Source organism: Virgibacillus sp. LDC1 (genome assembly GCF_025792345.1).
GTDB classification, from domain to species: domain Bacteria; phylum Bacillota; class Bacilli; order Paenibacillales; family Paenibacillaceae; genus Paenibacillus_AQ; species Paenibacillus_AQ lautus.
Genome location: NZ_JAOXLZ010000001.1, coordinates 1,365,736 through 1,386,705, shown reverse-complemented (window position 1 = coordinate 1,386,705; position 20,970 = coordinate 1,365,736). Strand labels below are relative to the sequence as shown.

Here is a 20,970-nt window from a genome sequence, read left to right as displayed (position 1 = left end):
TTCAAGATCACTATACACCTTCCCCCAAGGGAAAAGTCCACAGCAAATGATGAGAAGGGGACTTGAATCACTCAGCCACCCCTACTATATATGAGGAATACCTTCCGGAATTGTACCGGTGTTAAGCCAATGGTCCACTACCCGATTAAACAGTGTCGGATCGGCAAGCGGTATGCCATGCCCAACTCCGGGAAAGACAATCCCGTCAGCGCGTTCGCTCATCTGCACGAGATCCTCAGCCGATTTCTTGACACTGCCTCTCTCCTTCTCCCCAACCGTAACCAATAGCTTCGTTGTTGATTCTTGAATCCTTGGAGAAATGGAATAGGACATATTCTCCTTCAGCACCGAAACCAGCATCTCCCGCTTCATATGCAGAGTTTCCGCGTAATACTGTTCAAAATCAACCTCGTTCACGTACAGCGTGCTTGCCTGCCATCTGGAGAACCATCTGTATTTTGTCAACGGGAAGCTTATTCGAACCGAAGGTTCAATCAGTTTAAGCGCTGCCGGCATCGGCCTCAGCAATGCGCTGTTTACGATTGCGTAATCAATAAGGCTTGGTCGTTGACCTATCATCTCCACGAGAATTTGCGCCCCTAGTGAAAATCCGAAAACAACAACCTCCCGTCCGTCAGCCTTAGTCGAAATGACCTCGTTAAGATGCTCCGCGGTGCGGCTTATGGAAAAAGGCGAATTGCCGGGGCTGCGCCCATGTCCAGGCAAGTCGGGTATCAGGCAGAAGTTGTCTTCAAAAAAGGCAATCTGCTTGTTCCACATCCAGCCGCTCACACCTCCCCCATGCAAAAAAACGATCATGCTTGCTGCCTTTTTGTTTCCGCACTCCTTGATGTATAGATTCAGAATGTCCATCCCCAGTCTCATGAATAATTTATACTATTATAAATTATATAGTATATAGATCGATATTTTATTGTTTATATTAAATTTTTATTGTACTTCAACATGATTTTTAGTATAAATTTAGACGGTTGGCTTCACATTTATTCATCCCCCCTGGACCAAAGTCCAGGCCCGGTTCCCGTCGAAAAGCCAGTTAAAACTCATTCTGCGGACGGTTCTTCCTTCTCCCTCCATCGTCTACCATGAAATGGAAATCAAATGCGATGAACAAGGAGAGGAACCCATGAAGCTAAATAAACAAAGTAAGTCTAGAACCATTCGTGTACTGGCAGCCTCCGTGCTGTCCGCTAGCCTGCTGGCTTTCCCTGCCGATATCTTTGCCGATACGGCGAAACCGTCCACAGGTACAACCGCAACACAGCTTACGGGAACACCGATACTGAGCTCCAAAGAAGTCAAGGCGTTCACCGATGCTTATTTTGCCAAACCCCATGTTTCGGACATGCTGGCGGGTGCGCTTGTTGTGATCGTAAAAGATGACAAGGTGCTGCTGAATACGGGCTACGGTTATGCCGACGTTGAATCCAAGAAAAAGATTGATCCCGATCGAACCTTGTTCCGCATGGCCTCGATATCCAAATCGATAACCGCGACGGCGGTCATGCAACTGGTAGAGGACGGAAAAATCGACCTGAAGCAAGATATCACCGAATATATACCGGATGTTAAGATCACCAACAACACCGGGACGCCCATCACCGTTGAGCATTTATTGACTCATACGACAGGCTTCGACTTTACGGACAACTACTCGGTTCCACCGCTTATCGTTCAGAAGGGGGAGGTGCCGCTCGCTGACTTTATCCGGTATAATGCGCCAGCTGTGGTTCGCACGCCTGGAGAGGTTTATCGGTATGATAATCTTGCCTCCTCCATGCAGGGCTACATTGTCGAGCAGGTATCGGGGGAGCCGTTTGAAGATTATGTAAGGAAGAATATTTTCATCCCATTAAACATGGAGCACGCTGCATTTCGGATGAATGAGGATATCATCGCGAACCTTGCCACAGGCTATAATGTCGAACGTCAACCGTTTAAAGCATACCAAAACATACCTACCATCGCACCGGAAGGCGGCATGTTCGCGAGCGGTACCGATATGGCCAATTTCATTACTGCCCATCTAAACAATGGCCAATTTGGATCTTCCCGCATCATGAAGGAAGAGACCCTGCGTTTGATGCATCAGACGCATTATGATGCAGCTGGTATTCCGTTGATGTCATACGGTTTCGAGTCGTTTATGCACAGCAGCCACAATGGCAAAACCGTGATTGGTAAGGGCGGCGATTTGGATGGCTACCATTCCTGGCTTTGGCTCCTTCCGGACCAGAATGTCGGAGGCCTGATCGTTGTTAACAGCGACACGAGTACATCGATCCGAACCGAATTTTTCACCGCATTCATGGATCATTTTTATCCAAAAAAGCAGGTTCAGCAGAAAGACTTCCCGCTTAATCAGGAGCAGCTCAAGAAATTCGAGGGCACGTTCAGAAGCTTAAGAACACCGATTATCGCCACGCAGGTGATAGCGGGTCAAGGCGAGCTGCAGGTTACCGATGCCATGGGCGAGCATAAACTCACGCCGGTGGGTCCGCTGCGATTCGTGGATGAGAACGGTACGCCGGCCGCCTTCAAGGAAGATGATAACGGCAATGTGGCATATATGTATTACACGGCGATAGACAGCATGTCCGAGAAGCTCGATGAGCCTGCTGCATATAACGACGTCCCGGAAGGGAGTCCTTATGCCAAGGATATCTACTTTGTTCAGTCCCTCAAGGCTTTTGACGAGAATGAGCAATCCAGCTTCCGACCGAATGAACCGATCACGCGGGCAGAGTTTGTCAGTGCGATCAGCCGACTGGCCGGGATGAAGCCTAGCGAAGGCCCGAGTTCATTTAAGGATATGCAAGGGCACCCACTCGCTGGTTATGTGCAGAATGTTACGGACATGGGGGGCGTCACCGGCACTCCGACCCAGAACTTTGAACCCGATCAGCCAATCACGCGCCAAGAGGCTGCTGCTATCATATGGCGTGTGGCACACAACGCGCTTGGCGCCAAGGCGGTTCCGGCTAAACTCAGCTCAAAACCGGCTGCCTGGGCAGATGAAGCGGTACAGTTCATGGTCGGCTCCGGGATGCATGGACCCGAGGTGACAAAAGACGCAAACGGCGCCGCCGATTACCGGCCATCCGACAAACTTCTGCGCAAAGAAGCTGCTGCCATCTATGCGAGGCTGATTCAACAGGCTTTTGGGTTTTAATTTAGTCCAGTCTTACTCGTTGAATCGCTTCCAATCGATAGAAATTAACCTTAGATTTAGCCCCCTACTGACTTCGAACATAACTAAGAAGGGGGATGTCCCAAAAGATCTTAGATTTGGCGGGATGCCACCTTTTTCCTGTTAGGAGACGCTCCGTGTACGAATCGTTCCTCCCATCGCTGTTGCTTGTCCGGAATCGTTTCGTCCTCTCCGCTGCGTTGTGCGAAAACATACGTTAGACATACGAAAAGAAACCGTTTCTTGGTAAAATAGAAGTGTGACCCACCATTTACGAAAGGTACGGTTTCTTTCTACGTTCAATATACCATGAACCATCCTCATCTCTAATGCACTTGGAGACGATATTCGTCCGCATCATTTTGTTCGCGTCGTTCATGAAGCGGTTAATCGCTTCGAGGGCGAATGAAAGAAGATCACATGGTACAGGATTTATTCCAGCTTGAAGTTTCCAGAGCCTGTGCGAACCTTTAGCAGGACCTCGCCGCTGCCCAGCGTTCCCTTCAGTCTTCCTCTGTCTTCGTCCTTAACCTCATAACGCATTCCGTCCAACTGAATATTCCCCTCACCGGAACTTCCTTGGAAATCGACTTCCAGCGATGTAGGCTCTTCATCCAGATCAATGCTCACGTTGCCGCTGCCGGTTCGCAGGTCGGCATCATGAATCAATCGTTCCATATCCACGCGTATATTGCCGGATCCCGTCTTTCCTTGTAAAGCCGATTCTCCATCCTTCAGCTCGACATTGCCGCTGCCGTTTTGAAAGTCCAGCTGCGTGGCATGATAGCGGTCTGCTGAAATTTGGCCGGACCCTGATACCAACGAAACCGATTCGGCTTCAATCTCCTCGGCCTCGATATTGCCGCTGCCGGTCTTCACCGTCAGCTCGCCAGCGTTTACATGCTGAACAGTTACATTGCCGCTGCCTGCCTTGACCGTTACCTCGTCCCCCCGTATACTCCCGATCTCGATTTCGCCGCTTCCACTTTCAATATTGGCCGCTGCCCATTGCTTTTCCGGTAACTCCACAGATAATTCGATATCCATAATATTTATGCCCAGATCGATACCGTGATCCTCATCCACTCCAAGCACCAGCGAATCTCCGTTCGGCTCGACCTTCAATTTCACTTGGTCCGCATATTTCGAACTTACCTTTCCATTCAGTCGAACCTTGATCTCGTCTGCATTTCCTTTTGTGACCATAATGTCAGTGCTTCCAGTCTGGAGGATCATATCCTGGAAATCATCAGCGGCCAATGTTGTCTCTTCGTTAATCTTCTTGGTGTCAAAGGAAAAGCCGAAATGGACATCCGAAAAAATGTTCCTCGGGTTCATCGTAAAGATCAACAGCAGAACGCCGGCTGCCACGATCAAATATCCCGTTCTCTTCTTCATAACGTGTTCCTCATTCCTTCCATCGTCCCTTTATGAGCTTTCTTTATTTTCCAATTCCTAAGTCCTGTTCAGTATAGCATCCCTTAGAGGAATGAGCATTGGGCCCGCGAATGAGATTGAAACCCCGACCTAAGTCTAGTAAAGCTCGATACTTCACAGCCGATTGGCGACCAATTCGTTAGAACTGAAGTCCTCGTATGGAAGCCGGCTCATCGGGAATAAACCGCAGACTATCCTTGAAAATAAAAAAAGCCGCAAATATCGCGACTTTTTCTTCAATAAAAAGACACCTATCCCAATGCCACATCAAGAATCATCATCAATACAAAACCGAACATCAAACTCATGGAAGCCAAATCCTTGTTGCCTTTTTCTTGCGAGCTTGGAATGACCTCTTCGGCTACAACGAAAATCATGGCACCGGCCGCAAAGCTCAATGCGTAAGGCAGCATGGGTTCTATAAAGGCGACAGCTACCGCGCCGATTACCGCGGCAACGGGTTCCACCATACCCGAGAATTGTCCATAGAAAAAGCTTTTTCTTTGAGACATTCCGTCACCTCGCAGGGGCATGGAAACCGCAACGCCCTCCGGGAAGTTTTGAATGCCGATGCCCAGAGCCAGCGTCAAAGCGCCCACAAGCGATGCTTCAGTCCCTCCGTTGGCAAGCGCGCCAAATGCAATCCCGACCGCTAATCCTTCCGGAATGTTGTGGAGGGTAATTGCGAGTACCAGCAGCGTACTCCGTTTTCTGACTTTTGGATTATACCCTTCCGCTCCTCCAATCGGAGAATTGGGATGAAGATGGGGTAATACCTTATCGATTCCCCATATAAAGATGCCGCCTAATAAAAATCCGAACGCAGCCGGAAACCAGTTCCCGATCGCATTGCCTTCCGACATCTCAATGGCTGGAGCCAATAAGGACCAGTAACTGGCCGCAATCATGACACCGCCAGCAAAACCCAACATACTATCCAGCAGGCGCTGGTTCAATGTTTTTGTAAAAAAAACAAGAGCCGCCCCTAACGCCGTCATTCCCCAAGTAAATAAGGTGGCTAGTAATGCTTGGATAATGGGATTGAAATTCATAAAAAAATCTACCATTAAACAAGGACTCCTTTTATAAATAATATGATACAAATAATATCACCTAATATAGGCCTTACATACGTGTAACGATTATCTAGAGAGTAATCTAAAGTTTATGTACCCGCGAGAGTTCATTCTAATAACAGTCAGTGCAAATTATTATATATCATAATATGCCATCATGGTTGTTATTTATTATTCTGTAACTCAGGAATTTATAGACGCTGTTTTCCTCCACAGCACTCACCTTTTGGTAAGTACCTGTACTAAAAGTGCATACTTACATCATGGCTGCGATCCCTTTATACTCAAGAAAATAAATCATGCTCAGGGAGGACAAATCTTTGAAAACTCTTGTTATCGTTACACATCCAAGCCTGGAAAACTCGGTTATAAATAAGCGCTGGGTCGAAGAACTCCAAAAATATCCGGAGCGGTATACGGTTCACGAATTGCATCGGGTTTATCCAGACGGAAACTTGGATGTACAAAAAGAACAGCAGCTCATTGAATCGCATAGCAATCTTATTTTACAGTTTCCAATCTATTGGTTTAATTGCCCGCCGCTCCTCAAAACATGGCTTGACGAGGTTTTGGCTTACGGGTGGGCTTACGGTTCAAATGGAGGGGATAAGTTAAAGAAACGCAAGGTTGGATTAGCAGTATCGGCCGGCATAAAAAAAGAAGATTATCGGGAAGACGGAAGGTATCGCTACACGCTTGCACAGATACTAACCCCTTTTGAAACGACCTTCCGCTACTGCGACGCAGATTATCGTTCGTTCTTTGCTTTTTACGGGCAAGAGGCTGCTCCTGGCGGGAACACGCCTGACATGGACCTATCGCCTCCTGAAAACGCATTGAATATCAGTGCACGAGATTATTTGAAGTTCATAGACAACCTGTGATGAATGAACGGAATAGAGCCGTTAAAAAAAGAAGTATTTCCTTGTTCAGGAAATACTTCTTTGGATATAACCAATCTTCATGCTTCCCGCTGCACAGCTTCCAGAGCCGGCAAACTGTTCTTCTCTCCCCACTCGCACATCATATGTAACACAGGAATGAGGGACAGTCCGCGTTCCGATAAGGTGTATTCGACTTTTGGAGGGACTTGGGGAAATTCCGTACGAACGATTAGCTCATCCGCCTCCAGCTCCTTTAACATGATGCTTAGCGTTTTAAAGGATATGGAACCAATGCTTCGCTTCAGCTCATTATGCCGCATCACCTTATTTTCAGACAGCCAATACAAGATGATCATTTTATATTTGCCGCCGATCAAGGATAACGTATAACCAAAGCCGGTGTCTTGGGGTTTCACGCCAGTCGGAACACAGGTCTCAGTCTCACGCATAAGTCACACTCTCCTTCTAATCTGTTCCATTTATCATGTACTGATCATCTTAACATAAAAACAGCACGGGATCGCAAGGAGATCGTAGTCTTAGGGTGCGATTTCCGCTGGCATGATGATTATCCGGCCCAGACGTCTTTTACATATTGTCCCGAGGCCTCCAGTCCGGATAACCAGGCAGCAGCCTCTTCCGCATTCACGCCATGTCGGTCCCGATAGGAACGGATCAGCGTTTGTTCCACCTCAGGCGCCATCCGGGAGCCGTCGCCGCAAATGTACATTTGCGCTCCTCCCTCAAGCAGCGACAACAATAAAGCTCCGTCTTGTTTCATTAAATGCTGGACATAGCATTTGTCTACACCGTCAATCCTCGAAAAGGCCGTATGCAGGGTGACCAGCCCTTCTCGCTCCGCCTGCTCAAACTCCTCGCGGTATAGATAGTCCTGCTCCGGATTCCGGCAGCCGAAATACAGATGCGCGGCACCCAGCTCTTGACCAGCCTCCCGAAGCGCTTGTCTTGCCTGGATGAACCCCCTGAACGGAGCCACGCCCGTACCCGGTCCGATCATGATCATGGGCGTCGCCGGGTCCTCCGGCAGCGCAAAGCCCGACTCAGGGGAGCGTATAAACATCAAGATCTCCGCTCCTGTTTCCATTTGGGCCAAATAGTTGGAAGCTACGCCCCGATATTCTCCCTTGCCGCTCCAAGCACTACCCCGCACGACACTGACCGTGATGCTTGCCGTATTCCGGCTAACTTTCGGTGAGCTGGATATTGAATAATATCTCGGCTTCAATGGAGGCAGGAGCTCAAGAAACCGCTCAAACGGCAGCTCGCAGGCTTCATATCGCTCCAGCAGGTCAAGCATGGTGATCCGTTTGGCCCGCACTTCGGCCTGATAGCTCGCTTCCGCAAGCAGTTCCTGAAGCTCCTTGGCATGCGGCGGGCATACCGTACAAGCGGCCATTTCCCGAATCTGCGCTCTTGTAGCCGGATCCTGCAGCTCCACGCTGCGGGAGAGCAGGTCGTCCAGGCGGACAGGAATGCCTGTGGGCAAATGTGCACCGCTTCTTCCTTCAGCAGACAAAATAAGGTGTGCATCCGCGTCCAGTTTGAATCTTCGGAGAACACGCTGAACCAGTAACATCGGATTGACCGGAAGCACCCCTAGATGATCTCCTTCCCGGTATTCCGTTCCCGGAGGCAGCGAGATTTCGATATGCTGCGTGATCCTTCCGCTGTCGTCATGCTGTAGATTGCGGCTGTGGACAATACGCCCCGTCACGGCGTGGTAGGTTTCCGCCAGCGGAACGGCGGCCGCACCCTGCACGAACTGGACGGACAAAGCACTGCGTTTCGGCTCATTTACGGACATAAGAGGTAGTCCTAGCGATTGCATCAGATCCGGCCATAAATGCTCCGTCCATTCATCGACTTCCCGCTCAAAATCGCCGCTTGCATCACTTTCGCCGCGCTGGAGTAAACGCTGTCCCCCTTTGACGGCTAGCTGCTCGTCGATGAAGCGGGGAATGCGCTGATACGTGCTTGCCCAGTTGTGATCTCCGCAGCCGAATACCGCGTAACGGACGCCTTCGATTTCGGATTCATCCGCCGTTTCCAGCCATTCCATAAAAGTTTTGGCATTGGATGGCGGTTGCCCGTTGTACGAGGCAGAAACAATAACTACGACCCCTTCCTTCGGAAGCTTTCCGGCAAAGTCGTCCAGTGCGCCGACCTGGCTGTCGAACCCTTGGTGCTTCGCAGCATCCGCCACCTCTCTGGCAATTCCCTCTGCCGTGCCCAGATTGGAACCGTACAACGCGAGCAGCGGTGTATGATGGGCATGTGCCGCAGAGGTTTCGGACGTGACGTACTCCCGCTTCTCCGACTCGGGTGACACCGTCTTACCTCCTCCTGGAACCAAAAGTGCAGTCCCGTCTTGACGGCTTCGAACTTGAATATGGAACCTTTCCGGCTTCAGTGTGAGTGTTTCCTTCACCTTCAGCTCATAAGGCTGGTTCTCGATCAGTTCAAAATATTTGAGCACTAACCCAAGCACCAAGGTTGCTTCCTGCAGCGCAAACTGCTGCCCGATGCAAGCCCGTTGTCCGTTACCAAACGGTTTGTAGGCGTCATGCGGCACCTTGCTCGGATCCTCGAAGCGTTCGGGTCTGAACGCTTCCACGTCGTCTCCCCACACACGCGAGTCTCTATGGAGTCCTGGGATCAAGACCGTTACGCTATCCCCCTTCTTGATCGGATAGGTTCCGCCGATCGCCGTATCTTCCTTCGCATATAACGAGAAAGCAGGAGCCGTTGGCCATAAGCGCAGCGACTCGTTGAGTACCATGCGGACGTATTTCAGTTCCCTCACCTGGTTATAGGTCGGAACGGGATCTTTCAGGACGCGGTCCACTTCGCTTATCGCCTTATGCAAGGTATCCGGATTTTTCATCAAAAAATAAATGGCAAAGGACAGTAAGCCGCTAGTCGTCTCATGCCCCGCGATAAGAAACGTGATGATCTGGTAACGGATGTTCTCATGATCGAGGCGCTCGCCTGTATCAGGATCGACGCCTTCCAGCATATGCGCGAGCAAATCCCCCTCTTCACCGCCATGCGTCTTGCGATCTTGGATGAGTTCATCCACAAGGGAGAACATGAACTGAATATCCTCCTGAAACTGCCGCTTCTTTTTAATCATAAACATGTCTTGGATGCCCAGACGATGAAGCTGGTTCATGCCCTCATCAAGCGCCCGCACCATGCTATCGATAAATGGATGGTTGTCTTCGCGGTAGAAGCTGTTAAACCGGAAATTAAATCCGCACAAGCCGATGGTATCCAGCGTCAGGCGCGTCATGTCAGCAGGAACGTCCACGGTTTCGTCGGGATTGAGCCGAGCCCATTTCTGGATGAGCTGCATGGCAATATCGACCATTTTTGTATGATAGCCTTGCATTGCGCGCTGGCTGAAGCTGGAGAGCAGAATGTTGTGGGCTTTTTTCCAGTTGGGCTCCTGCGTTGCGCTCGTAAACAGTCCATCCCCCGCAAACGGACGAACATTCTGAAGCGGTGCCCAGATTCGTTTATCAAAACGCTTCTCGTCACAAGCGTCCTTGACATATTCATGTCCCGAGACGTACAGCTCCTTGCGTCCGCCAGGATATTGAAATTGAAAGATCGGTCCGAGCTCCGAGGCCACCTTCACAAGGGATTGGACCGGAGCGGCGGAATCCAGCAGCGGCAGATTGCCGAGCGGACCGTAGGTTTTAGGTTGAGGCACTAACTTGGTTTGTGTCATGCTATCTCCCTCCATTATTCCTTTAATCTCTTTGTATTCGCCCCTATACTGGGCGGGATGAATCTCGACAGAACCAAATGACCAAAATCGTAATGTGGTCATTTTAAAATAAAAAAGGAGGATTCGACGCTGCATCGTTCGTTTTCACTTACAATGGCTGCCTGATCCTGCCTTTACCCTATCATGATCTGGATATCCCGCACATCTGTCGGAGGTCCGTAATATCCATTAGGTCCGCTGATATTCGATTATTACTTTTCAACCAGGATATGATCCGTTATTGAAACTTTAGGACTATGAATGAAGAATGTTGTTTGAACCGAAATGGCCATAACCTACATGCAAGCTGACATTCACGGATCTACGCTGAGTGGATCCTAGCCGTAATCCTCATTTTACGCGCTTTAGAGATACGATATGATTAATGCCTATTTTTCCTGCTTTCTTCGGGGGAATCGTGGTCCGTTTGTATTCCTTAAACCCCATCTTTTCGTAGAGTCTCATCGCTGGTATATTCGTATCGGCTACCTCTTCTATTAAAAACTCACGGTATGGAGAAGCTTCAAGTATATGGCCTATGATCAGCGAGCCTACCCCCTGTCCTCGATATTCCGCGGCCGTCCCTACAAACTCAATCGAACACTTTACCGGAGACGGATTCGCAAGTGGCGTTTCAAATTCCTTTTTCAAAAACATGTGCGCAAGGCTGCCCTTATATAATCCCAAATGCTCCCGCAGCTCTTTTTTGTTGAGTTTCACGGATAAAGAGGTGCCGTCAGAACATGCAGCCATCCCAGCCACTTTCTCGCCGGCAACGGCAACATAAAATTGATCCAGGTTAAACATGTGCGCAAAGGCTCTGGCGATTTGCTCCTTATCTTTAGAGAAATATCCAAGCCATTGCGAGAATCCTTCTGCAAAAATACGGGACATTTGAACCCTTGCATCCATTCCTAATTGATCGGCTTTCCTAACTGTAAACATAGTCAATCTTCCTCCTTGAAAAGGAATAATGTGAGTACGCGCGGGGATGGCATCACAAAGTTGTTCTTCAAAATCACTTTCATATCAGCCAGGCCCTGCAATGCCGAATAAAACAACACGGCCATTTGATGAGCATCTCCGGAACGGAAATCGCCTGACTCCTGTCCCTTCTTAATAAGTTCGGCGGTAGAACGCAACAGCCGACCATTTACCTCTAAAACCTCAGCTTGTTTCCGATTGGTTCCATCACCGGAGAAAAACAACTGATTCATGAGTATCAGCAAATTGGCAAGCTCTTCCCCATCTTGCATATCGCGATATATTTCGTCAACGAACTGCGCCAAGAGTTGTTTCGGTGAATCAGCGTTCTCGAAGGTTTGGATGATTTGGATCAAGCCGTCAAGCGCAAATTCAACAAGTTCATTAAACAAGCTTTCTTTTGTTTTGTAATGCCGGTATAAAAGCCCAATGCTAATACCGGCTGCATCTGCTATGTCCTGCACATTCGTGGAGCCGAACCCTTTTTGAACAAAAAGCCGCATCCCGGCAGATTGTATTTTTTGTTTGGTTGCGTTACGCATTTCTTCGTATTGTTCCTTTGTACGTGGCAAGCTGCTTCTCCTTTTTATGAGTGAGTTTTTACTCATTATAAAATATTGTGATTGTATCAACAAGCCAACAATGAATGTTTTTTTGTAAAAAAATAGGCCGACCAAAACTGCTTGGTCGACCTATTTCGGCTGAATATATATTCTGAATGGAGTCGTGCACGAACCGGATGATATATCCGTTTTCCTCCTCCGAAATGGTTTAGACTACCGTTACATTCCGTAAATCGGCCTTGCTGCCTTTCAGCAGGGCATAGGTCAGTTTATCCATGGTCGCACCGTCGAAGATTGCTTTCTTTGCATTGGTTTTGAATAAGACATTGTGAAACACGGCATTTCGGAAGGAGGTCTTCGCCAAGCCTGTATAATTAAAATTGGTGCCCGTAAAGGTTTGGTTATCAAAACTCACGCCGGATACATCCGATTTGCTGAAATCCGTTTGATCGAAAATGCAGCCGTTGAAGCTTGCGCTCGTCAAGTCGGCCATCGTGAGTTTGGCGTGCGAAAGGTTTGCACCATCAAATATGACGTTCCGAAGATCGCTGCACTTGAAAGAGCTGTGGGTCAAATCCGCGTTGCTAAAGTCCGACCCGCGCAGGTTGCTGTAATTGAATTTCCCATCATGAACGGTTACCTGCTGAAAATCGGAATTCACCAAATTGGTTTTCGATAAATCCATCCCTATCTTCCGTTGAAGTTCCCGGGTTTTAACCGTGATGCTCTCGATAATTTCCGACACGTCTCCGATGGAATTGATCGTCAGCCGGTATGCTTCCGCTTCCCCATAACCTTGAGCCTTCAAATCAACCCATTTCTCGCTCAGATCAAGGAACAATTCCTCTTTCAAATCCTTGACTTCGTTCAAATCCTCATACGGCGAAAAGATGCCGTCCAAATACTTTCTTAATTGATCCTGCATGGCATGTTAACCGCCTTTCTTTTTAAAGTAAATGATCCAAAATGCGTTTAGCGGATTCCCAGTTTTCCTTGTTCAATTCATACGTTTCCCGTCCTCTAGCGGTTACCTTGTAATACTTCCTTCTTCCTCCTTGGGTCTCATCCCCCCAGTAGGAAGTTATATTCCCGTCATGTTCGAGTCGCTTCAAACTTGAATACATGGTGGCTTCCTTAAGCTCGTACTCGCCTCCGGAATTGGCATGTATTAATTTCGATATTTCATAACCATACTTATCGCCGCTCTGGAGCAGCTTCAAAATAATCGTATCCGTATGTCCCCTGAGTAGGTCCGAGGAGATTTTATTTACCACGGCGATCACCTCCACGTATAAAATGTACATCACATTACTATGACTGTCAAGGTATATCGCCAGTTGTATTATTCAATTGATTATTATACTCAATTTTGAATCGGTTATCAGCAGAAACTTTTTCAGTAAATGTTCACATAATGTTCACTTACGAGGAGCTTTTCCCCATCTCTATAATGACAAAGGTAACTAGAAAGGATGAGGAAATTGCCAACAACGAAGAAAGAGAATTTTTATTTTGGTATGATGATGTGTGTGGGGATGGTCATCATGATGACGACTTACAATTTGATTACTAACGGATTAATCGGACGAATATCACTGGTAGCCCTGCTCATGCAATTCGTTCTGGGCTTTATGATTGCCTTCATGCTGGAGTTGTTTGTTGTCGGACCCGCCGTCAAAAAAATCGTGTTTTCATTAACGCGCAACAATTCCAGTAAAATCATCATGATCGTGGCGATGGCATTTTTTATGGTGATAGGAATGGTGACCTTTATGTCCATATACGGACTGGCGTCCTCCTACTATGCAAACGGCCTAGGAGGAGAATCGCTGCTTGGAAGCTACTTCTCCATTTTCATTAAAAATTTTGTGTTTGCTTTGCCGCTTCAGCTCCTCATTGTAGGCCCGACCGTTCGATTCCTGTTTGGCAAGCTGAAAGCAAGCCGCATGAACGAATCCTTCACGACCGTTTAGAGTACGGAAGCTTCACCATAACAAATAAGCCGCGACTTATCGCGGCTTATTTATATTCAAGTATGCATCTGCACATACATCCACATCCATACGTGTCCACACATACGGAAACTTGCTATGACTGATTCATGGTTCCGATCAGCTGGACGGCCATGCTTGGGCTTCATCCATAGCTTTACGAACATCATAATCCCGGATGTCGATATCCAGCGGCATTCGAAGCGCCAACTTTGCAAGTTGGCTCCCGATAAATGGACCCATCGTCAGTCCGGACGCACCCAACCCGTTTGCCGTAATAAGGCCTTCCCAGCCAGGGACATCACCGATAACCGGAAGAAAACCGGGTGTAAACGGACGAAACCCGACTCGCGCTTCCTGAAACGTGCTGTCAGCTAGTCCAGGCGCCAAGGCCAATCCTTTATTCAGGATTTCCTGCATGCCGCCGGCTGTCACTCTCGTATCGTAGCCTTTGACATCATTTTCGTGAGTCGCTCCGATCACAATCTTCTGGTTATCAAAAGAGAGCAAATATTGATCCGAAGGCGGCATGACGACAGGCCAGCTGCCTGTATCTTCTTGCTCAGCCGCCTCTACATGCATGATTTGGGCTTTTTGAAAACGAACCTGAAAGTGAATGCCTAATGGCTGAAGCAGTTGGTTAGCCCATGCACCGGCACAAACAATAACCTCATCAGCCGCGAAGCTATTGGCTCCGACAGTTGCTCCGGTTACACGATTTCCTTGATATAACAATGCGGCATCCCCGTTTATAAGCTTGGCCCCGTTCCTCTGTGCGGACCGGATCAGCGCATCGCGCAGCGCACGACCATCAATACGGGCGGCACCGCTAATATGAACGGAATGATAACCTTCACCTAGCAAAGGAAAACGTTCATGGGTTTCTTCCTCATTCAGCCGGGTAATCTCACCAATTTCCGGAGCATCTGTTTTCCTAATTTGAGCCCGTTCCTCCATCTTGCGGATTTTATCCAAATCGTCATGAATGCTAAGAGCACCGACTTGTGCGTAGCCTGTTTCTGTCTCGCCTTCGCTGATGAGTTCTTTCACTAACTCAGGGTAAAAACGTGCGCCGGCCTTGGCTAGTTGGTACCACGCCTGATTCCGCCTTTGCGACAGCCAGGGGCAGATAATGCCTGCTGCGGCATCCGTAGCCTGTCCTTTATCTTTGCGGTCTATCATGAGGACTTCCGCTCCCATTTTTGCCAACTGATAAGCAGTCGATGCCCCTAGTATTCCTGATCCAATGACAATCACTTTCTTCATTGCATGACATCCCTTTCCTTAAATCACTGTATCCATTATAGCGAATACAGGAAAAAAGTATAACGTCCACCATCTAAGGGTTTGGAACGGTGGCTAAAGCATGTCAGCAGGAACATTTCTTCTATACAAAAAAGCCGCCATATAGGCGACTTTACATCCATACCATCTATAGTTGATCGTATGGCTCGGTTACTCTTATTTTTCCATGACAGCAAAATAGTTTTCTTCATAATCCGCAAAGTTGAAAACTCTGCCGGAAGGCATAGTTACCACTTCACCGACCGTGATATTGTGGCTGGTTAAATGGCTGTGCAGCGCCTCGAAATTTTCCGTGAAAAACATTAAAGAAGGTGTGCCCAAATGTAATCCTGGCGACATTTTGGCTACGAGTTCCTTATCATGCAGAATGATGCTTGTTTCTGCTTCCTTCGTAGGAGCGATTTCAATCCATCTCATTTCACCGTTGTTCTCTTCAGCTATGACTTGAAATCCTACCATTTCAGTCCAAAACTTCACAGCTTGATCCTGATCATTCACATACACCATAATTTGACCAATTTTGCTAATCATCGATTGTTACACTCCCTCGCATAAGTAAGATAAATGTCATAACCAGCTTGCTTCTATGATTCCTTTTCTCTTCAGATCATAACATGCCAGATGCATTTATATTTCTTATTCATTGCGATTTTTGACTTCACGATCTCCTCGCTGTGCTCTCTTGACTTCATGTTCCAATTCTCGCACGATATTCATCTCCTTTTGAGGGCCCTCTATAAGATTAGATGGACGAGTATATCGAAATGTTATTTTTTCGATAAAAAACTTGATGGGTACCCGTTTGACACATCAAACGTTCATCGTTACTATTATAAATGACTTATTGGTTTTATAGAAAACTAATTAGTTCATTATTGCAAATTTTCAAAGAAAGTAGGTTCACCATCATGTCAGATCCATCTGCAATTGTTCGTAACACCCCGGAAGAAAGAGCTTTTACAATCAAGGACATTATGGCGCCATTACTTGCCGTCATCATCGGCACCTTCATGGTCCTGTTGGACAGCACCGTCGTAAATGTCGCTGTACCTACGCTTGTTCAATATTTTGATAGTCCCCTGCATACCATTCAATGGTCGATAGCCGCATACACTCTTGCATTGTCAGCGGTTATCCCTCTCGCGGGTTGGCTGTCGGATAAATTTCAGCCTAAACGGGTATTTCTCATATCGATCGGATTGTTTACGATAGGATCCGTGTTATGTGCTTTTGCCCAGTCAGCCGAGCAGCTCATCGCCTTCCGGGTTATTCAGGGAATGGGGGGCGGCATGGTATCGCCGATCGGAATGGCCATGGTGTACCGTTTGGCGCCTCCGGATAAAAGAGGTTCTATTATAGGAATGTTTGGAATACCATTACTGCTTGCCCCAGCGCTCGGTCCCGTATTATCCGGATGGTTGATTGAGTTTGTCAGCTGGCAATGGATTTTTCTGATCAATCTCCCCATTGGCATGATCGGATTATTCGTGGGAATCAAACATCTGCCTTCCTTTCCAGGAAAGGAGGCTCCGTCCCTGGACATGGTTGGCATGATACTTGGACCCGTGGCTTTTGCCATGATTACTTATGGAGTCAGTGAGGGAGGGGTAAGCTGGACTTCCACCAGAACGTTGTCCGGAATCATCATCGGCGGAATCGCGCTGCTTCTCTTCATTTGGTCCTGCTTACGGCAAAAACAACCGTTGCTCGAACTGCGTGCGTTCAAATCGGTTGATTTCACACGCGGTATCATCATCTCCTGGATCATGCAGGCCGCCATGTTCGGCTCCGTGCTTTTGTTCCCGCTGCTGCTGCAGCAGATTAGAGGTTTCACTCCGCTGACGACCGGGCTAATCCTGCTGCCACAGGCAGTCGGTTCCATGATCTTTATGCCTATGGCAGGCAAGCTGTTTGATAAAGTGGGAGCACGTCCCCCGCTTGTGGCCGGAATGACACTGATGAGCATTGCATTGTTCACGATGTCCTTTGTTCGAATCGATACCCCTTTATTCCTTATCATGATCGTGCTGTTTCTAATGGGCTCCGGCATGGGGTTATCGATGATGTCCCTGAATACGCATGTATTAAATGCAACGCCTAAGCACCTTGTAAGCCGGGTTACTCCACTTACAAGTGCGTCGCAGCAGGTGATCGCTTCTTTTGCCGTCGCCGGGTTCACTGGATATTTATCTTCCCGGATGACATCAAACCTGCCGAGTAACCCTGTTGGAACCAACCCGCTGGAATCCCATGCAGCCTCCTTCGCGGACACCTTTTTCCTGGCTGCCTGCATCGCATGTATGGGACTGGTTCTCAGCTTATTTCTTAGAAAACCAAAACAAATTACCGATGAATCTTCGTTCGATTAAAAGGCAGATATCGAATCAACCACAATAACCGTTAAACATAGGAGGAACTTACTTGAGATTCGGAGAAATGGTTATCATACTATTCATTATCGCTCTGGCTATAGCAACGATTTGGGGACCCCGATCGAAGAAAAACCGGTTGATCTACTCGTTAATCGCGTTATATATCGTTACGGTTGTGCAGATCATCGTGGAGGATTGCCGATGGCAAATGATTCCTTGTTATGCGGCTTCCGTTATCCTGACAATTTGCATCATTTTTAGAAAACATGAAAAACAACAACGCAGTAAGAGCAAGAATAGGTGGATAGCCTGGTTGTGGACCACGGTGTTGTTCTTTTACGCATCGGTCATGGTCGCATTGCCGCTCTTGCTCCCCGTATTCGCATTTAATCAACCTCAAGGGCCCTATTCTGTGGGAACAGCGGTATACCACTTTGTTGACTATGAACGGCCCGATGAGTACTCTGCCGATCCGACGGATCACCGCGAGCTGATGGCACAGATATGGTATCCTTCCGAACCCGACTCGGGTGAAGAAGCCGAACCCTATATCCGTGACGTAGCAGCCATTACGCAAGGTCTTGAACAGGCATTGTCCTTCCCTGCTTGGACGTTAAGCCATCTGGGCCTTGTGGAGACCCATGCCTACAGCAATACCCCGCTGTCTTCCATTGAGGGGAAATATCCGATCTTGATCTTTTCACATGGCATGACGGGTTTCCGCAACCAGAATACCTTCCAGATCGAAGAACTGGTCAGCCATGGATACATCGTGGTCGGAATCGACCATGCCTATGATGCCGCTGCCACGGTTTACCCGGACGGCCGGGAGATTTTGATCAACCAGCACACTCTTTCAGGTTTTACAGCGCTTGATGAGCACATGACACTATGGACTCAGGATGTATCCTTTATTTTGAATCAGCTTGAACAAATGAATGAACAGGATGAACAGGACCGTTTTACCGGCCGGCTTGATCTGGAGCGAATCGGCATGTTCGGGCATTCTTACGGTGGAGTCACCGCTGCCCAGATGCTGCTGAAGAATTCTCGTATCAAGGCTGCGATCAATATGGATGGAACCTTATATGGAGACCCGATGCCCGGCACGGGGCTAAACAAGCCATATTTACAGATGAATGGTGAGAAGAGTATCGATAAGTCGATATTCGATAACTCGCTGGATCAAGCCATGGCACAAAGCGGCCAAACACGGGAGTATTACGAAGATTTTTGGGAGGAAACGGTAAGGCGTCGCATGAATGCTCTGCAGGGAGGCGGATACACGATGACGATTCCGCATACTTCCCATATGAGTTATACGGATTTTCATCTATTCTCTCCGCTGCTGCCTAACCCGGGAGAGGATCCAAGGTCGGTTCATCGCATCATAAACGAGGTAAGCGTTGCTTTCTTTGACCAGCATCTCAAGGGAATACGGAATAACGCCATGGATGAACTGTCGAAGAAATATCCGGATATTATGCTCGTTCAAGAATAAGGTGCCTTTTTTGTGCCTGTGGATTAGCTCTGCAAAAAACGATATGATAATGATCGAATCCGTTTTTTTGTACATCGTTAAGGGGGCCACGCTATGAGCTTGTTAAAAGAAAAAATATTGCAATCGGCTATTCGTTCCTTTGCCGAAAAAGGATATCAAGCGACTTCGATTCAAGATATTGCGGATGATTGCAGCATCGCTAAAGGCTCAATCTATAAATACTATGGTTCCAAAGAAGAGCTGTACATCCGTATTCTGGAGAAACGACAGCAAGATATGATTGATGCCGTAGAGAAGATCCGCAAAAAAGGCTTATCCCGCAGGGAAACATTTATTGAGGAGATCGCTTACCAATTCGATTTTTTCATCGAGCATGGATATTATATTTCGCGTGATCACAACGAGCTCCCACCGGCGAACAGTGACAAGATCGGCACCGTCATTCATCAGCTCCAATTGAATATGTTTCGTTATTACCAGAATATTTTGCTCCGTCATTACGGGGATTCCATAGAGGAATGGAAATGGGATGCTACGGCCGTCTTTAACGGATTGATCCGAGAGTTTACCTTTCATGTATTGTTTGGATTCAAACCGCTCATTCAAAAGGAATTGGCTGTTTTCATCGCTGAGCGAATGGATGATCTCGTGCTGGGATTGGAACAACGTGCTCCCCGTCCCCTACTCACCGACGAACTTATGAAGGAATATTCGATGATTGATTTAGAAGCACTTACCTATACGCAGGAAATACGAAGAACGGCGTTGATGGATACAATCGAGTCGATTATCCCGGATATGTCCATAACGAACTCCAGAAAAAAAGACTTGTCTGAGGTAACGGCGATGCTGCGGGAAGAGTTCACTGCCGAACGTCCACGTTCCTTTTTGATCCAAGCGCTGCTAAAGGATCTGTCTTCGGAGAATGAGCTGACTTTCTACACCAATCAACTGCAGCAGTTGGTTCGAGAAAGTCATTGAGAGGATAACCAAGGAAGCCCTGTCTGTCTATTCACATTGAATCTGTACCTTCGAATCATTCAAAGAAAAGAAGCTGCATGTTTTGCGGCTTCTTTTCTTTAGGTGCGTATGATGTCACTTGTATTCGACCTTCGCTTGATCCCCATTTCAATGTATCTCCCCGCATTCTGCTTGTTCTAACTCCAGTTCCCTGCACGTCCCCATAAGCATAATGCTTGTAATTGCAAATAAAATCATCATCACATTCCTCATCCTACATCCCCTTCTTATATGTTCAATTAACTCCAGTCTAAACCATAATGAAAGATTCTCTTATCGATTAACCTTTCTACAAGCTTACATTGTTGTAAGACACGCTGATCAAAACAGACGGTTCCCTATTTATGAATGTCCATACGGCTTGAAAACAGGCTGAATACGATAATTATAGATGTACATGAGAGAGTGGTGACGTTGTGAAGCTGGTGGATGTAAAAGGCGCCTACGATGTGATCATTAGCTTGGGCAGCTGGTGCGGGCCATCAGTCAATTTACGGCAACGTCAACGAAGACGCTTTTCTTTCCCGCTTGATTGGATGATATCGAGCTCGATTTCGGATGTTACCCCGGTTATTGAGCTGCACTAATTGGATTGGGGGATCGACGGCGTTTGCACCCTCCAGGCCCCATCGACCGTCCAAATGATGAGTCCATTTGGAATCAAGCGATGGAAGAACTGTATTTGACCGGCTACTGGAAGGTCTAGGTATACTGTAAGAACGTCCAGTTGACATGACAATGAAATGTAAAAAAGCTGCCGCTAATCAGCGGACAGCTTTTTTTTGAAATATCCTCTTAAGGAACATTGCCTAGCTAATACATACTCCCGTTCC

Annotated in this window: 18 protein-coding genes; 7 read left to right on the top strand and 11 right to left on the bottom strand. The window is 47.7% G+C overall.

What is annotated here, in order from left to right:
• Positions 1-84 precede the first annotated feature (84 nt).
• Positions 85-873, bottom strand: coding sequence for an alpha/beta fold hydrolase (locus tag OHJ21_RS06400; protein WP_486019571.1), 789 nt, complete (start codon positions 871-873; stop codon positions 85-87).
• A 274-nt stretch (positions 874-1,147) separates the two neighbouring features.
• Here OHJ21_RS06400 and OHJ21_RS06395 point away from each other — a divergent pair, with 274 nt between their 5' ends.
• The gene (locus tag OHJ21_RS06395) at positions 1,148-3,193 is read left to right on the top strand and encodes a serine hydrolase domain-containing protein (RefSeq protein WP_486019570.1); all 2,046 of its coding nucleotides are present in this window, start codon (positions 1,148-1,150) and stop codon (positions 3,191-3,193) included.
• A 450-nt stretch (positions 3,194-3,643) separates the two neighbouring features.
• On the opposite strand, the gene OHJ21_RS06390 is transcribed toward OHJ21_RS06395, so the two are convergent.
• Together OHJ21_RS06390 and OHJ21_RS06385 are read right to left on the bottom strand one after the other, a co-directional pair.
• Entirely contained in the window at positions 3,644-4,609 is a 966-nt protein-coding gene (locus OHJ21_RS06390) for a DUF4097 family beta strand repeat-containing protein (RefSeq protein WP_326115172.1), read from the bottom strand.
• A 290-nt stretch (positions 4,610-4,899) separates the two neighbouring features.
• On the bottom strand, positions 4,900-5,715 hold the full coding sequence (locus tag OHJ21_RS06385; protein ID WP_100536861.1) for a ZIP family metal transporter: 816 nt from the start codon (positions 5,713-5,715) through the stop codon (positions 4,900-4,902).
• A 329-nt stretch (positions 5,716-6,044) separates the two neighbouring features.
• Here OHJ21_RS06385 and OHJ21_RS06380 point away from each other — a divergent pair, with 329 nt between their 5' ends.
• Positions 6,045-6,608, top strand: coding sequence for an NAD(P)H-dependent oxidoreductase (locus tag OHJ21_RS06380; protein WP_486019569.1), 564 nt, complete (start codon positions 6,045-6,047; stop codon positions 6,606-6,608).
• Positions 6,609-6,685: 77 nt separating this feature from the next.
• On the opposite strand, the gene OHJ21_RS06375 is transcribed toward OHJ21_RS06380, so the two are convergent.
• The 6 genes from OHJ21_RS06375 to OHJ21_RS06350 form a co-directional block, all read right to left on the bottom strand.
• Positions 6,686-7,057 carry a winged helix-turn-helix transcriptional regulator gene (locus OHJ21_RS06375; protein ID WP_326115175.1) on the bottom strand — a complete coding sequence of 124 codons (372 nt, stop codon included), beginning with the start codon at positions 7,055-7,057 and terminating at the stop codon, positions 6,686-6,688.
• A 119-nt stretch (positions 7,058-7,176) separates the two neighbouring features.
• On the bottom strand, positions 7,177-10,362 hold the full coding sequence (locus OHJ21_RS06370) for a bifunctional cytochrome P450/NADPH--P450 reductase (RefSeq protein ID WP_486019568.1): 3,186 nt from the start codon (positions 10,360-10,362) through the stop codon (positions 7,177-7,179).
• A 390-nt stretch (positions 10,363-10,752) separates the two neighbouring features.
• Entirely contained in the window at positions 10,753-11,346 is a 594-nt protein-coding gene (locus tag OHJ21_RS06365; RefSeq protein WP_326115178.1) for a GNAT family N-acetyltransferase, read from the bottom strand.
• A gap of 2 nt (positions 11,347-11,348) precedes the next feature.
• Positions 11,349-11,957, bottom strand: a complete 609-nt coding sequence (locus OHJ21_RS06360) for a TetR/AcrR family transcriptional regulator (protein WP_100536856.1) — start codon at positions 11,955-11,957, stop codon at positions 11,349-11,351.
• Between the two features lie 199 nt (positions 11,958-12,156).
• Entirely contained in the window at positions 12,157-12,873 is a 717-nt protein-coding gene (locus tag OHJ21_RS06355) for a pentapeptide repeat-containing protein (RefSeq protein WP_100536855.1), read from the bottom strand.
• Between the two features lie 22 nt (positions 12,874-12,895).
• Positions 12,896-13,252, bottom strand: a complete 357-nt coding sequence (locus OHJ21_RS06350) for a PadR family transcriptional regulator (RefSeq protein WP_394057435.1) — start codon at positions 13,250-13,252, stop codon at positions 12,896-12,898.
• Between the two features lie 177 nt (positions 13,253-13,429).
• Here OHJ21_RS06350 and OHJ21_RS06345 point away from each other — a divergent pair, with 177 nt between their 5' ends.
• Positions 13,430-13,921, top strand: a complete 492-nt coding sequence (locus OHJ21_RS06345; protein ID WP_394056242.1) for a DUF2798 domain-containing protein — start codon at positions 13,430-13,432, stop codon at positions 13,919-13,921.
• 138 nt (positions 13,922-14,059) lie between these two features.
• Here the strand turns inward: OHJ21_RS06345 and OHJ21_RS06340 are convergent, their stop codons facing one another.
• Both OHJ21_RS06340 and OHJ21_RS06335 read right to left on the bottom strand, forming a co-directional pair.
• The gene (locus tag OHJ21_RS06340; RefSeq protein WP_486019567.1) at positions 14,060-15,205 is read right to left on the bottom strand and encodes an NAD(P)/FAD-dependent oxidoreductase; all 1,146 of its coding nucleotides are present in this window, start codon (positions 15,203-15,205) and stop codon (positions 14,060-14,062) included.
• A gap of 195 nt (positions 15,206-15,400) precedes the next feature.
• A complete protein-coding gene (locus OHJ21_RS06335; protein ID WP_100536851.1) occupies positions 15,401-15,775 on the bottom strand; it encodes a VOC family protein in 375 nt (124 codons plus the stop codon).
• Positions 15,776-16,152: 377 nt separating this feature from the next.
• Here OHJ21_RS06335 and OHJ21_RS06330 point away from each other — a divergent pair, with 377 nt between their 5' ends.
• The 4 genes from OHJ21_RS06330 to OHJ21_RS06315 all read left to right on the top strand — a co-directional run bounded on the left by OHJ21_RS06330 (position 16,153) and on the right by OHJ21_RS06315 (position 20,724).
• Positions 16,153-17,613 (top strand): MDR family MFS transporter, encoded by a 1,461-nt coding sequence (locus OHJ21_RS06330; RefSeq protein WP_486019566.1) that lies wholly within the window; start codon positions 16,153-16,155, stop codon positions 17,611-17,613.
• Between the two features lie 52 nt (positions 17,614-17,665).
• On the top strand, positions 17,666-19,117 hold the full coding sequence (locus OHJ21_RS06325) for an alpha/beta hydrolase family protein (protein ID WP_486019565.1): 1,452 nt from the start codon (positions 17,666-17,668) through the stop codon (positions 19,115-19,117).
• A gap of 93 nt (positions 19,118-19,210) precedes the next feature.
• Positions 19,211-20,098, top strand: coding sequence for a TetR/AcrR family transcriptional regulator (locus OHJ21_RS06320; RefSeq protein WP_486019564.1), 888 nt, complete (start codon positions 19,211-19,213; stop codon positions 20,096-20,098).
• Between the two features lie 455 nt (positions 20,099-20,553).
• Positions 20,554-20,724: a DUF1796 family putative cysteine peptidase gene (locus OHJ21_RS06315; protein ID WP_486019563.1), complete on the top strand. Its 171-nt coding sequence runs from the start codon at positions 20,554-20,556 to the stop codon at positions 20,722-20,724.
• Positions 20,725-20,970: the final 246 nt, after the last annotated feature.

Excerpts from the sequence above, each read along its gene's own strand:
- OHJ21_RS06400 (WP_486019571.1), bottom strand. The coding sequence starts at position 873 with ATGGACATTCTGAATCTATACATCAAGGAGTGCGGAAACAAAAAGGCA.
- OHJ21_RS06395 (WP_486019570.1), top strand. The coding sequence starts at position 1,148 with ATGAAGCTAAATAAACAAAGTAAGTCTAGAACCATTCGTGTACTGGCA.
- OHJ21_RS06390 (WP_326115172.1), bottom strand. The coding sequence starts at position 4,609 with ATGAAGAAGAGAACGGGATATTTGATCGTGGCAGCCGGCGTTCTGCTG.
- OHJ21_RS06385 (WP_100536861.1), bottom strand. The coding sequence starts at position 5,715 with ATGGTAGATTTTTTTATGAATTTCAATCCCATTATCCAAGCATTACTA.
- OHJ21_RS06375 (WP_326115175.1), bottom strand. The coding sequence starts at position 7,057 with ATGCGTGAGACTGAGACCTGTGTTCCGACTGGCGTGAAACCCCAAGAC.
- OHJ21_RS06370 (WP_486019568.1), bottom strand. The coding sequence starts at position 10,362 with ATGACACAAACCAAGTTAGTGCCTCAACCTAAAACCTACGGTCCGCTC.
- OHJ21_RS06365 (WP_326115178.1), bottom strand. The coding sequence starts at position 11,346 with ATGTTTACAGTTAGGAAAGCCGATCAATTAGGAATGGATGCAAGGGTT.
- OHJ21_RS06355 (WP_100536855.1), bottom strand. The coding sequence starts at position 12,873 with ATGCAGGATCAATTAAGAAAGTATTTGGACGGCATCTTTTCGCCGTAT.
- OHJ21_RS06350 (WP_394057435.1), bottom strand. The coding sequence starts at position 13,252 with ATGTACATTTTATACGTGGAGGTGATCGCCGTGGTAAATAAAATCTCC.
- OHJ21_RS06340 (WP_486019567.1), bottom strand. The coding sequence starts at position 15,205 with ATGAAGAAAGTGATTGTCATTGGATCAGGAATACTAGGGGCATCGACT.
- OHJ21_RS06335 (WP_100536851.1), bottom strand. The coding sequence starts at position 15,775 with ATGATTAGCAAAATTGGTCAAATTATGGTGTATGTGAATGATCAGGAT.
- OHJ21_RS06330 (WP_486019566.1), top strand. The coding sequence starts at position 16,153 with ATGTCAGATCCATCTGCAATTGTTCGTAACACCCCGGAAGAAAGAGCT.
- OHJ21_RS06320 (WP_486019564.1), top strand. The coding sequence starts at position 19,211 with ATGAGCTTGTTAAAAGAAAAAATATTGCAATCGGCTATTCGTTCCTTT.